Annotated in this window: 14 protein-coding genes; 12 read left to right on the top strand and 2 right to left on the bottom strand. The window is 66.7% G+C overall.

Annotated elements, in window-relative coordinates:
- The first annotated feature begins 36 nt into the window (after window positions 1-36).
- The 3 genes from N7607_RS04525 to N7607_RS04515 all read left to right on the top strand — a co-directional run bounded on the left by N7607_RS04525 (window position 37) and on the right by N7607_RS04515 (window position 3,467).
- Window positions 37-2,106, top strand: a complete 2,070-nt coding sequence (locus N7607_RS04525; protein ID WP_000994919.1) for a ParB/RepB/Spo0J family partition protein — start codon at window positions 37-39, stop codon at window positions 2,104-2,106.
- Between the two features lie 61 nt (window positions 2,107-2,167).
- Window positions 2,168-2,377, top strand: coding sequence for a hypothetical protein (locus N7607_RS04520; protein ID WP_022580212.1), 210 nt, complete (start codon window positions 2,168-2,170; stop codon window positions 2,375-2,377).
- A 775-nt stretch (window positions 2,378-3,152) separates the two neighbouring features.
- Window positions 3,153-3,467 (top strand): DUF736 domain-containing protein, encoded by a 315-nt coding sequence (locus tag N7607_RS04515; protein ID WP_001273857.1) that lies wholly within the window; start codon window positions 3,153-3,155, stop codon window positions 3,465-3,467.
- Between the two features lie 312 nt (window positions 3,468-3,779).
- Here the strand turns inward: N7607_RS04515 and N7607_RS04510 are convergent, their stop codons facing one another.
- Window positions 3,780-4,073, bottom strand: a complete 294-nt coding sequence (locus N7607_RS04510) for a helix-turn-helix transcriptional regulator (protein ID WP_006379425.1) — start codon at window positions 4,071-4,073, stop codon at window positions 3,780-3,782.
- Window positions 4,074-4,360: 287 nt separating this feature from the next.
- On the opposite strand from N7607_RS04510, the gene N7607_RS04505 reads away from it, so the two are divergent.
- From N7607_RS04505 to N7607_RS04465, 9 genes are all read left to right on the top strand, one after another.
- A complete protein-coding gene (locus N7607_RS04505; RefSeq protein WP_016487838.1) occupies window positions 4,361-4,708 on the top strand; it encodes a DUF2958 domain-containing protein in 348 nt (115 codons plus the stop codon).
- A gap of 342 nt (window positions 4,709-5,050) precedes the next feature.
- Window positions 5,051-5,821, top strand: coding sequence for a DUF2285 domain-containing protein (locus N7607_RS04500; RefSeq protein ID WP_003092318.1), 771 nt, complete (start codon window positions 5,051-5,053; stop codon window positions 5,819-5,821).
- 111 nt (window positions 5,822-5,932) lie between these two features.
- Complete coding sequence (locus N7607_RS04495) at window positions 5,933-6,217, top strand: helix-turn-helix domain-containing protein (protein WP_001247107.1); 285 nt, start codon at window positions 5,933-5,935, stop codon at window positions 6,215-6,217.
- A gap of 26 nt (window positions 6,218-6,243) precedes the next feature.
- A complete protein-coding gene (locus tag N7607_RS04490) occupies window positions 6,244-7,089 on the top strand; it encodes a replication initiator protein A (protein ID WP_022652188.1) in 846 nt (281 codons plus the stop codon).
- Between the two features lie 241 nt (window positions 7,090-7,330).
- Window positions 7,331-7,969 carry a ParA family partition ATPase gene (gene parA / locus N7607_RS04485; protein WP_003092312.1) on the top strand — a complete coding sequence of 213 codons (639 nt, stop codon included), beginning with the start codon at window positions 7,331-7,333 and terminating at the stop codon, window positions 7,967-7,969.
- Entirely contained in the window at window positions 7,966-8,229 is a 264-nt protein-coding gene (locus N7607_RS04480; RefSeq protein WP_000147048.1) for a hypothetical protein, read from the top strand. The genes parA and N7607_RS04480 overlap by 4 nt, the downstream gene beginning before the upstream one ends.
- A complete protein-coding gene (locus N7607_RS04475) occupies window positions 8,226-8,783 on the top strand; it encodes a DUF2840 domain-containing protein (RefSeq protein WP_023093372.1) in 558 nt (185 codons plus the stop codon). Before N7607_RS04480 ends, N7607_RS04475 begins: the two co-directional genes overlap by 4 nt.
- The gene (locus N7607_RS04470; RefSeq protein WP_003092304.1) at window positions 8,780-9,367 is read left to right on the top strand and encodes a S26 family signal peptidase; all 588 of its coding nucleotides are present in this window, start codon (window positions 8,780-8,782) and stop codon (window positions 9,365-9,367) included. The genes N7607_RS04475 and N7607_RS04470 overlap by 4 nt, the downstream gene beginning before the upstream one ends.
- Window positions 9,368-9,815: 448 nt before the next feature.
- Window positions 9,816-11,819: a relaxase/mobilization nuclease and DUF3363 domain-containing protein gene (locus tag N7607_RS04465; RefSeq protein ID WP_279864250.1), complete on the top strand. Its 2,004-nt coding sequence runs from the start codon at window positions 9,816-9,818 to the stop codon at window positions 11,817-11,819.
- Window positions 11,820-11,885: 66 nt separating this feature from the next.
- Here N7607_RS04465 and N7607_RS04460 read toward each other — a convergent pair whose 3' ends face one another.
- Entirely contained in the window at window positions 11,886-12,485 is a 600-nt protein-coding gene (locus N7607_RS04460; protein WP_003124411.1) for an ABC-type transport auxiliary lipoprotein family protein, read from the bottom strand.
- Between the last annotated feature and the right edge of the window lie 38 nt (window positions 12,486-12,523).

Below are 12,523 nucleotides of genomic sequence, written 5' to 3'. Positions count from 1 at the left end.
CGCTGCTGCATCCCTGAACCGATAGGAGTTATCACCATGAACGCCGTTACCCAAACCGAAGCCCGCGCCATCAACACCGCCGCCGCTATCCCGCTGGAAGCCGCTGATCCGACCAAGAACCTGATTCTGGTTCCGCTGTCGCGGCTGGTGTCGCGTCCCACTGGCCGCAACGTGCGCAAGACCCCGCGCATGTCCATTCCCGAACTCGCCGCCAGCATCCAGCGTGTCGGCCTGCTGCAAAACCTCATCGTGATTGCCGCCGCCGATGGCGAGCATTACGAGGTCGTGGCCGGTGACCGTCGCCTCGCAGCGTTGAAGCTGCTGGCGAAAAAGCACCGCATTAGCAAGGAATGGGAGGTGCCTTGCCTGCTGGTGGCCGATGGCACCGCCCGCACGGCCAGCCTCACCGAGAACGTGCAGCGCGAAGCCATGCACCCCGCCGACCAGTTCGAGGCGTTCGCCGCGCTCGTGGCCGAAGGCCGCAGCATCGAGGACATTGCAGCGGATTTCAGCGTCACGCCGCTGGTGGTGCAGCGCCGTCTGAAACTCGCCAACGTGTCGCCGCGCCTGCTGGCCGACTACCGGGCCGAGGCCGTGAGCCTTGACCAGTTGATGGCCCTCGCCATCACCGACGACCATGCTGCGCAGGAAGCCGCGTTCTACGATGCGCCCACATGGCAGCGCGGCCCGCACAACCTGCGCGACCGCCTGACCGAACGCGAAATCGACGCCTACCGGCATCCGCTGGTGCGCTTTGTCGGGCTGGACGGCTACGAGCAGGAAGGCGGTGGCATCCGCCGCGACCTGTTCGCGGAGGGCGACAAAGGCGTGTATCTGACCGATGCCGCACTGCTGGAACGGCTGGCGCAGGACAAGCTGGCAGGTATCGCCGCCAAGGTGCAGGCCGAGGGCTGGGCGTGGGTGGATGCCACGCCGGGCATGACCCATGCCGATCTGCAAGCCTTCCAGCGTGCGCCAAGGGAACGCCGCAGTCCGAACAAGCGCGACGCGCAGCGCATCGAGAAGCTGCAAACCAAGCTGCACGAACTGGCCGAGGCGGTGGATGCCGCGCTGGACGACGAGGACGAGGAAAAGGCCGATGCCTTGCAGGAAGAAGGCGAACGCCTGGGCGAGCAGTTGCAGGCGCTGGAAGATGGCTTGCTGGACTATGCGGCCAACGTGAAGGCCGCAGCCGGTGCCATTGTCACCATCGACCGCGACGGGCAGGCCGCGATTCATCGCGGGCTGCTGCGCGAAGCGGAGGCCAAGGCACTGCGCACGCTGGAGCGGCTGCGGCAGGGTTTCGGCAGCGAAGGCGAAGCCGCGAACGAGGACGCAGGCGAGGACGACGAGCAGCCCAAGACCGCCGCCATGTCTGACCGACTGGCGCAGCGGTTGAGCGCGCACCGTACCGCTGCGCTGCAAATCGAAGTTGCACGGCATCCGCAAGCAGCGCTGGCCGCCGTGGTGCATGGCATGGTGCAGACCGTCTTGCAGGAAAGGCACTACGGGCACGACCTGCCGCTGGGTGTGCGCCTCACGGTGCAAGACCGGCTGGAAGGCATGGCCCCGGACTGGCCGGAATCACCCGCCGCCGTGGCGCTGCGCGAACTGCAACAGGTGGCAGGCGAAACCTTGCCGGAGGACAGCGCCGAACTGTTCGCCGCGCTGCTGGCGAAATCACAGGATGAACTGGTGCGGCTGTTGGCCGTGTGCTTAGCTTCCACGGTGGACGTGGTGACGCCTCGCGCCACGCCGCACCAGCCCGGCGCGGAACTGGCGCAGGCCGTGGGGCTGGATATGGCCGCGTGGTGGCAGCCCACCAATGAGGGTTACTTCCGGCATGTGCCGAAGGCCGCGATTCTGGAAGCCGTTGGCGGGTTCGCGCCCTCGCACGTCACCCGACTGGCGAAGTTGAAGAAGGGCGACATTGCCAGCGAAGCCGAACGGCTGGCCGCTGGCACCGGCTGGATGCCCGCCATCTTCCGCTCCGAAGGCCCGCAGCAGACCGGGCAGGACGCGCCGGCGGATGGCGAAGCCGAAGCACAGGAAGAAGTGGCCGCCGTGGCGGATGACCAGCCGCAGGCCGAGGCTTTGGCCGCGTGACTTCGCACCGTAGATAGCGCCCCGGTTCCGGCCGGGGCGCTTCATGTTGAGGATGCCTGCCATGACCCACCAACCCGCAAACCGCCCCCGCATAGCTGCGACCTATGCCTCCGGCACGGTGCGCGCCCGCCGCTGGCACGGCGACGGCGACGTGCGCGGCTACCGTCCGCCGCGTGGCTGGACGGCCCGCGCCGACCTGACCGATCTGCATCCCCTCACGGGCCGCGCCTTGCCGCGCGCCGTGTGGTGGATCATCGAAACCAAGGAATAACGAGCCGCACCGGCCCCAAGCCGTGCCGCCTTGGGGCCGGTGGTCGAAAACTCCGGGCGCGGCGGTGGCCGCGCCCGGTTTCACTGCTCAAAGCCAAAACGCCCCATCGCCGCCTTCGGACAGGCGGCGATGGGGCCACGCACAAGGGCGCTCGTGCGCGAAATCCACGAAGCCAGCAAGTGTGGCGGCGCATCGCGCCGCCAACGATTCGACCGAGCCCCGCCGCAATGGGCGGGGCTGGTGTGGCTACGCCCCGGCTTGCTGCGGCAGGTTGCACGAAAGCGTGCCGTCCCCGACGCTGGCGGTTCGTTGTCTGTACGTCACGAAAGACGGTTCACCGACACGCCGCCCAGCCTCGCTTCTATGGAGCTTCCACACCACGCCTCAGTATGTGGCCGTGAGCTGCGGCAGGGGCGCTCTGGCCTTGTCGTCGGGGCATTGACCTGGCCCGCGTCAGGGCGCAAGCCGGTGCAGCCGTCACGCGGGGATGCCGAGTTGGCCACGTCTCCATTCGGGAGCGGGCGGCCTGTGCGTCCTTGTCTTGTTGTGAATCCTGGCGGTGGCGCGGCTGCGCCTTGTGCTTGATGGCCGCAACCTTGCAGCGAAAACAATTTCCCCTGCGCTGCGCGCATTCCTCGCGGGACAAATTCTTTTCGCTTCCAGGTTCTCCACGTTGTTGCGACCGCTGTGCGGTGCGACCAGCCCATCCCCCGCCGGCCGGATCACAACAAGGACGCACTGGCGCGACCTTGTTCAACCCGAAAGGAGAAACATCATGGCTAACATCGGCACCTTCACCGCAGAGAAAGACGGCTTCACCGGCACGCTTCGCACCCTGACGCTCAACGTCAAGGTCAAGCTGGTTCCCAACGACAAGGGCGACACCGAGAACGCCCCCGACTTCCACCTGCAAGCGGCTGGCCACGAAGTCGGCGCAGCGTGGAAGAAGACCAGCGAGGCCGGGCGGGAATACCTGTCCGTATCCATCGACGACCCTTCGTTCCCGGCGACGGTCTATGCCCGCCTGATCGAGAACGAGGACGGCACGCACGACCTGATCTGGTCGCGCAACAAGCCGAAGGCGGCCTGACAGCCGCTTACCGCGTCCCGCCCACTGCGGCGGGGCGCGATGCTGCTGATCGCAGCACCGCACGCGCAGGATTTCTGCTGCTGCCGCGTGCTGGATACGCCCGTCACGGCGGGCCTGCATGCGTGCCTTGTGGCTCGCAATCCGTGTCAACGAGCGGTGTGTGGCGTGTCGGCGCTGTAAGCGCCGCCGGGCTTTCGGGCTTCGCCCCGTGCCGGCAAGCCGTCACGGCCATCCGGCTTCAATCCCTCACGCCTTCGCGCCTGCGGCGCTGCGCGCTCCGCTTGCTGCAATTCAGTACCACACGCCAACGCGCTAAGGCGTGTCGGGCTCTTCCAATATCGCCCTGAGTTCCTGGCGCACCTGTGCCAGCAATTCATCAGCTTCGCGGGTGCTGTCACCGGCATAAGCCAATGTGAGCAGCGTGAGCGGATGCACTTCCATGACCTCGCACAGATCGGCCAGCTTCTGGATGGTTGGGCTTTTCAGGTCGCGCTCCAGCGTGCTCATGTAGGTGCGACTGGACACGTTGGAGAACGCTTCCTGGCTCAAACCACGCGCCTTCCTTACCGTCCGAATCGCCGCTGCCAATGAGTTCTTCGCTGCCACCTATGGTTTCCCCAAAAAACCAAGATGACAGCCCATTGCGCCCTATAGGACTACAATCTATAGTGTTCATTTGGTGGTGATGTTTTCCTTTTCCGTGCTTTTACGGAGATCCGCATCTGCGGATTTCCTCAGACCCAGGGAACCGCATCCGTGTCTTTCCTGACTTCCACCAATACGCCTTCGTGCCTCTCCGCTTTTGCGGCTTCGTGCGCTTGCGCATACGTGCATCCGTCCGCAGGCACAGATGCGCCTCGGCGATTGCGTGTGTTCGTGGAAGGGGCGCGGCCTTGACCACGCTTGTCACCGAGGAAGACCGGGTGCACCTACTGGCCCACGGCCTCACCCGCGCCGCAGGCCAGGAATGTGACCCGCTGCCCGTGGTGCGCCTGTTCACACCGGACGCACATGCGACCTGGCTATTGGCCGCGCTCGATCCGACCGATGGCGATACGGCCTACGGCCTGATCGACCTCGGGATCGGGATGCCTGCCCTGGCGACGGTGAAGCTGTCCGATCTGGCGTCCATCGTCGGGCCGCTCAAGCAGCCCGTGATACGAGATCGGTATTTCCAGCCGACGCGGCCGCTGTCGGAATACGTTCGACTGGCTCAGGAAAACGGTTCGATCACCGATTGACGCATTCCAGCGCGACCAGGCAAAAAGTATCGCATTGTGACTATTTCGGTCTTAGCCAAGACCTGGCAAGTCTTGATCCGCATGCTTGCACCAGGGTGGTGCGCTCCTGACCAAAACAGTCATGATGCCAGGCGCGAGATTCGGCACGGTGTTCAATGCTGCACCCCATTTCCGGGCGGTGCAGTCGTCGCATTTAGACGATTTCGGCAATGCACTGGAGCGAATCTGTCTTGACACCAGCAGTTAAAGCGTAACCCGAGTTTGATGACCACTTGATGGCGATTCGATAGCTCCCGCACAGCGGAATTGTGGCGACGTTCCCAGAAACAGGGAGGTTTCGCCATGACTGACCGCAGCAGCCAACACTGGTATCCCACGGCCGCGTATCTCTACACGCTGCACCTCGATGGCCCAGCGCTGGCTTGGGAGTATTTGCGCAGGAATCCAAGCTACCGGCGCGACTGGCTACGCCGGCGTCGCAAGCCTGATGCGGCGCAGGCCTGGGGCCTGCGCCTGCTGGAAGATCCCGGCCTGGATGCGCGCGACGCACATCCTGCTTGGTTCCCCGATCACGATGCCGTGGTGCAGCTATACCCCGACGCCGACCCACCACCCGATGCGCATACCTTCGAGTTCTGGCGCATTCCTGGGCGCAAGCAACTGACCCACGACGGCAAGCGCCTGGTGCTCGTATCGCATTGGCCAGGCTGCTGCGTTCGGCTGGCACTCGCACCCGACCTGGAAGATGGTTCGGCCTATCTCTACGCCACACGCGCCTGCGCCACGCCCTGTGCGCGCTACCGCACGCTCGCTGCGAAGCTGGATGCGCTATCTGCCGCAACCGTGGCCACGCCTGTGGCAACAGCCCGCTCCCGCCCCACGCCCGCCGCGCTGCTGGAACTGCATACCTTGCAAGCGCTCGACGCGACCCTCGCGGGAGCCTCCTTGCGCGAGGTGGGCGAAGGTCTGTTCGGCGCGGATGCCGTCGCGGCCGACTGGCACAAAGACAGTGCATTGCGTGCCCGCGTACGGCGGCTGGTACGCCGCGGCGATGAGCTGATGCACGGCGGCTACCGCCGACTAGCGCAGCTTCCAATGTTCCCGTCGCATTAGGGGGGACGTTTCTCGACCCGTGCGAATCGTCCCTTAGCAAGAAGCCTTGCTTTCTTGAGAGTGCCTCTATCCGGCCGCGTGGTGTGGCCGGGCTTGATGGAGGTACATCCCATGCGACCTGCTCCCTCGCGGCCTGCCGCCGCTGCCGTCACTGCGACCTCGCAGCCTCAACGCTACCTGACAAACGACGAAGCCGCCGACTACCTGCGGCTGTCGCCGCGCACGCTGGAGAAGCAGCGGGTGATCGGCGGCGGCCCCAAGTTCCGCAAGTTCGGCCGCCGCGTCATGTACGCGGTGTCCGACCTCGATGCCTGGGCCGACCAGCGCAGCTACGAGGCCACGTCCGATCCCGAATACGCCGAGCGCCACGCGGGCGACTACCGTGATGGCCGCTGATCGTCGGCGCGTGGGTGGCCTTCGCCATGTCCAGCCCGCCAGGGCAAGCCTTGCCGCAGCGCGAACAGCTCGATCTGTTCCGCGCGCTGCCGGGCGACATGGCGCCACGCGATTCCCAGGACTTGATGGCCTTTCCGTTCTTCTCGCTTGCCAAGTCGCGGCGCACGGCGCCGATCGACTTCCGCAGCGGGAACGTCACCATTCGCGTGGAAGGCACGCAGGAGCACGGCATCGCAACGATATGGGATGCCGACGTGCTGATATGGGCCGCCTCGCAGATCGTGGAGGCGCGCGACGCGGGCCTGCGCCCGTCGCGCTGGATACGCGCCACGCCTTACGAGATTTTGCGCTTCATCGGGCGCGGCACGTCCCTCAACGACTACCAGCGCCTGAAGGCCGCCCTCGACCGGCTGCAATCGACCACGGTGGCCACGTCCATCCGCGAAACCACGGGAAGGCGCTTGCATCGCTTCTCGTGGATCAACGAGTGGAAGGAACTCGCCGACGCCAGCGGCACCCCGCTGGGCATCGAGCTGATCTTGCCGGACTGGTTCTATGCCGGCGTGCTCGACGCCGCCCTGGTGCTGACCATCGACCCGGCCTATTTCCGCTTGAAGGGCGGTATCGAACGCTGGCTGTACCGCCTGGTGCGCAAGCATGGCGGGCGGCAGGAGCACGGCTGGCAATTCGACTTCCGACACCTGTACCGCAAATCCGGCAGCGCGGCCCGCTTCTCGGACTTCGCCTACGACGTGCGCGCCCTGGTGGCGCGGCAGTCGTTGCCCGGCTACGTCCTCGGCATCGAGCGGATGCCGGACGACAACACCGAGCTGCTGACCTTCCGGCCCGTGCCGCACGCGGCACGGGGATAACTGCGGGAGAACCTGTGGACGGCCTCGTGCTATCAGGAGTACCGGGTATCGTGCTATCAGGAGTACGACCCTCGTGCTATCAGGAGTACGAAAACGCCGGAAAGCCAACAACGGCGCGGGTTTGCGTTCCCTCTAACTTACCTAACAAGAAATACATAACTTTTAGTAGAAGCGCGCCGTTTCGGTGGACAACCACGAAACGGCACGGCCAGGCCGGCTTTCCAGCTCGGAGGGCCGCGCCATGATCTTCGCGTTTCTCAACCAGAAAGGCGGCGTCGGCAAGACCACGCTCGCCACGCACATCGCCGGCGAACTGGCGATGCGCGGCCTGCATGTCATCCTGCTGGATGCCGACCCGCAGGGGTCATCGCTCGACTGGACGCAGCGGCGTAGCCAGCAGGGCCTGCCCCGTCTGTTCAGCGCCGTGGGCCTTGCCCGCGAAACGCTGCATCAGGAAGCGCCAGAACTCGCCAGGCGGGCCGATCACATCATCATCGACGGCCCGCCGCGCATCGCCGCCCTCGCGCGTTCCGCGCTGCTGGCGGCCGAGCGCGTGCTGATCCCCGTGCAGCCCAGCCCCTACGACGTATGGGCTTCTGCCGAGATGGTCGCACTGATCCGCGAAGCACAGGTGTTCCGGCCAGCGCTGCGCGCGGCCTTCGTCATCAACCGGCGCGTCAGCACCACCATCATCGGCAGGGAGGCACGGCAATCGCTGGCCGAACAGCCGCTGCCCGCGCTGCGCTCGGAGATCCACCAGCGCATCGTCTTTGCCGACAGCGTAGCCGCTGGCCGGCTCGCCCGCGAAACCGCGCCCGACAGCGCCGCTGCCCGCGAGATCGCCGCGCTCACCGACGAACTGCTGCGGTGGCCGACATGACTGGGAAGCCACCACCACGCAGCAAGCGCGTCGGCATCGGTGCGCGTCCCCCAGCGAATCCGCACGCCGAAGCGTGGATTCGCCAGGGCGACGCAGATGCCGTGCAGAAAGGCGACCTCTACACCGCTCGACTGACGCTCGACATCACGCCCGCCATGCGGGCGCGCATCAAGGTGTCGGCCTTCACGCGAGGCGTGACCGTAGCCGAACTGCTGCGCGACCTGCTGGAGCGGGAGTTTCCCCCGGAGGGCACGCCGTGAACGCATCCGCTTCGACCGCCCACACCCCCAAAGCAAGTGCGCCCACGGCTGCGCCGCCGCCGGCGCCTTCGACACTCGCCGGCCAGGCCGGCAACGTGCCGCTGACGCGCGTGGCGCTGGCCTACATCGAACCGCGCTTCAAGCTCTACCTGCGCTTCGGCGAACCGGCGCGCACGCTCCAGCTCGACCGCTGGCGGCGCTGCGCCGTGTTCCTGCCGAACGCGGTTCTGTGCCGCATCCGTTGGCAGGCCAACGACTACGGCACGATCCGCTGGCAGCTCATGGTGATGCAGACCGCCACGCCGCTGGACGCCGTGCAGCGCATCCCCGGCGTGCAGCCGGGCGCGCGTCTGCTGCTGCACGCCGAAGGCGATGCCAACGTGCGCGCCGTGCTGGAACGCATCGACGGCATCGAGGCGCTGGGCATCGCAGCCGCAGACACATCGCCCGCGTACTGGCGCACGCTCGCGAACCGGCTCGCAGCGCGCTCGGCGCTACCCACATACACCGCAGAACGGCACGCCGCCTGGCTGGCCGGGAGGGCATTGCCATGACCACGATTTCCACGACCGGCCCCGTGCCGCATCCTCGCTCGCGCCTGCGCGCTCGCCTCGTGCTGGCAGGCTTCGCCACCGTCGGCCTCGCTGCGCTGGCCTGGGCGGCGTTCGTGCAGCCCCTGCCGCGAATGGCCTACAACCCGTCCGACAGCGTGGCGGTCGGTTGGTATCGCATCGAACCGTTCGACCCGCGCACCGCCTCGCGGCCACGTCCGCTGTCCGTGGACAGCATCGTGCTGATGCCGCTGCCCGACAGGGCCGCCATGCTGGCTGCGCAGCGCGGCTACCTGCCGACCCGCGTTCCGCTGCTCAAACGTGTGGGCGCAGTCGCGCCACAACACGTTTGCATCGTCGCCGGCCAGGTTCGCATCGACGGCGTGCCGGTGGCCGCCGCCCTGCCTGCCGACCGGCTGGGCCGGCCGCTGCCATCCTTGCAGCTTTGCCGCCGTCTCCAACCGGGCGAACTGTTCCTGTTGAGCGCGACCAACCCGGCGTCGTTCGACAGCCGCTATTTCGGGCCGGTCAGCGCGTTCGCCGTGATCGGCGTTGCGCATCCGATCTGGCTGGAGACACGTCCATGATGGCCGCCGATTCGCTGCACTTTGCCGCGCCTCTCATCGTGCCATCGGGCATGTCGTTCTACTGTTCGTCGCCGTGTCGTCGCGCGTGCAGTGCGGGTGCATTCGCACCGCACTTCGCGCTGCCTTCGGCGCAGCCGCCCAACGTGCAGGCGTCTTGCCTCGAACGCGCCTGGCCTGCGGCCATTGGCGTGTTCGCCGGCGGGCTGGCTGCTCGTGCAGCAGCGCCGCCGGGCCGCCGATGCCCGGAGCGGGAGCGAGGGGCAAAGGCGGAAGGCAAGACAAAAGGGTTCGGCACTCTGCCGCCCGCAAAGCCAGTCTGCACGTGGGGGTGGCGCGGCACGGCGCGGCTTCGCCGCCGTGCCGCGTGGGGCGCGAGGCACGCGCCGATGCAGGCATGTCCGCGTGCTTCGCACGCTCGGACACGCCGGAGCTTGCAGGGAGCACAGCCATGACCGACCGCGGCGACCATGATTTCTGGGTGCGCCCTGGCGCGCCGAAGAACCGAGGCAAAGGCCAGGGCCAGAGCTTCGTTTCCAAGGTGCTCAAGCAGGCTGGCAAGGCCAGCGGCGGCAAGTCGGCGGTGCGCCGTCCTACCGCTGGCGGGAGCGGCCAGCACGCCGGCCAGCGGCCCGGCTCACGGCTTGGACGCGGCCATACGGCGGCGCGCTTCGCAGGCGCAAAGCTGCCCCCTATGTCACGGCGCGTGACCATCAAGACGCTGCTGGTCAACCAGCGCAACGCCAGTCCGCAGTCGCTCGCCAAGCACCTGCGCTACATCGAGCGCGACGGTGCCGGCCGGAACGGCGAGCCGGGCCGTGCCTACGGGCCGCAGACCGACGAAGCCGACCTCGATGCCTTCAAGGAACGCTGCCAGGACGACCGACATCATTTCCGCTTCATCGTCTCACCTGAAGACAGTGCGGAGCTGGACGACCTGCGCACCTACACCCGGCACCTGATGAACCGGATGGAGGCCGACCTGGGGACGCGGCTGGATTGGGTGGCGGTCGATCACTGGAACACCGACAACCCGCACACGCACCTGATCGTGCGCGGACGCGACGATACCGGCAAAGACCTCATCATCGCGGGCGACTACATCGCCCACGGCTTCCGCCATCGCGCCGCCGAGCTGGCGACGGAATGGCTGGGGCCGCGCACCGAACTGGAGATCCAGCAGACCTTGCAGCGCGAGGTGGAGCAAGAGCGGTGGACGAGCCTCGACCGCACGTTGCAGCGCGAGGCCGGCGAGGATGGCCGGGTGCAGATCGAACGCTTCAACGAACCCCGGCTGCAACGCCAGCGCCTGCTGCTGATCGGCCGCCTGCAACACTTGCAGCGCCTGGGCCTGGCCGACGAGGTGCAGCCCGGCACCTGGGCCGTCCATGCGGACGCGGAGAAGACCTTGCGTGCCCTGGGCGAGCGTGGCGACATCATCCGAACGATGCAGCGGGCCATGAGCGGCAAGCCTCGCGAGCTGGCGGTGTTCGAGCCGGGCGACGACGGCCGCACTATCGTCGGTCGCGTGGCTGCTAAGGGTCTGGCCGACGAGCTGCACGACCGCGGCTATCTGGTCATCGACGGGTTGGACGGCAAAGCCCACTACGTCGCGTTGGACGCCCGCGACGAGCTGGCGAACTATCCCATCGGCGCGGTGGTGGAGGTACGCGGTTCCGCCGAGGTGCGGGCGGCCGACAAGAACATCGCCACGCTGGCGAGCAATGGCCTGTACCGCACCGATCACCACCTGGCGATCGAGCAAGGCCGAGCCAAGCCCGGCCGCGACCCGCAAGAGGCTGTGGCGGCCCATATCCGCCGGCTGGAAGCCCTACGGCGGGCCGGCATCGTGGAGCGCGTGGCCGAGGGGTTATGGAAGGTGCCGGACGACTTGGCCGAGCGTGGCCGCCAGTACGACGCGCAGCGGCTGGGCGGCGTGGCGGTCGAACTGAAATCGCATCTGCCGATTGAACGGCAGGCCCGCGTCATCGGCGCGACCTGGCTGGATCAGCAGTTGATCGGCGGCGGCAAGGGACTGGGCGACCTGGGCTTTGGCGGCGATGCTAGGCAAGCCTTGCAGCAGCGCGCCGACTTCCTCGAAGAACAGGGGCTGGCCCAGCGGCGCGGGCAGCGGCTGATTCTCTCCCGGAATCTGCTGGAAACGCTGCGCAATCGGGAGCTGGCGCAGGCCGCCCAGCACATTGCCGCCGATAGCGGATTGGAGCATCGGCACGTCACAGACGGGCAGCGCGTAGCCGGCATCTACCGGCGCTCGGTCATGCTCGCCAGCGGTCGCTATGCGCTGCTCGATGACGGCATGGGATTCAGTCTGGTGCCTTGGCGGCCGATAATCGAGCCACGACTGGGGCAGCAGATCGCCGCGACTGTACGCGGCGGCGGTGTGTCATGGGAGGTTGGACGGCAAAGAGGTCCTGGGATTGGATCGGGGCCGTAGGCTGTCGTACCGAGTTAAGGTGTCGAGCAGCGTTTTGGCCCTAGCTTCTGTGCTCCGTTAAGACGACTAGTCTGTGCTTATCGACGACGCTGTGGGTGCATGGTTGCTTGCCAATTCCGGTGCAACTCGCAAACGCGCTGCCCCGACCTGAACTGCCCATTCAACGATCTGCCCGGCCAATATATCCGTGGCGACACCGAACGCGCTCACCACATCGGCCTCTCGCTTGCTGCCTGTGGCTTGGATTGCTTCGAAGCGTCTACTGGCAATAGCAGTCCGTTTGGCCGGATCGACCAGTTGCACATCGAGCCGAACCGCGGCGATCGCTTCAGTGCCGCGGTATTCGAGCTGGAACGCCCGCAGCGTACTGCGCAACTCCATATCGGCGCTCATTGGGGTGCTATCGGTAATCACGGAAGTCGACCGCCCATCGCGCATGAAGGCTTCGACGATTCGGTCACGCAGCAGCACCGGTGCGGGGTCGGCCCAACGCACTCCTTGCCAAGCCGACAAGCGACCATCGGGCTGCGCAATGAACAGCCGCTCCGAATCCAGGACGCGACTACTCTCAGGGGCGTAGACGCGCAGCGCCCCGGGTCCCGGAACGGCGCGCGGCGTACTCTCCGCCTGGGCGATGTGATAGTCGGGCAATTTGTAGGTGACCATTGGAGCTGCTTTGGGAAGCACACTGCACGCGGACAAGC

It is taken from the genome of Pseudomonas sp. GD04019 (assembly GCF_029837695.1).
Classification (GTDB): Bacteria; Pseudomonadota; Gammaproteobacteria; order Pseudomonadales; family Pseudomonadaceae; genus Aquipseudomonas.
The sequence above is the reverse complement of the archived record's forward strand: the minus strand, read 5'-3'. Positions and strand labels throughout refer to the sequence as shown.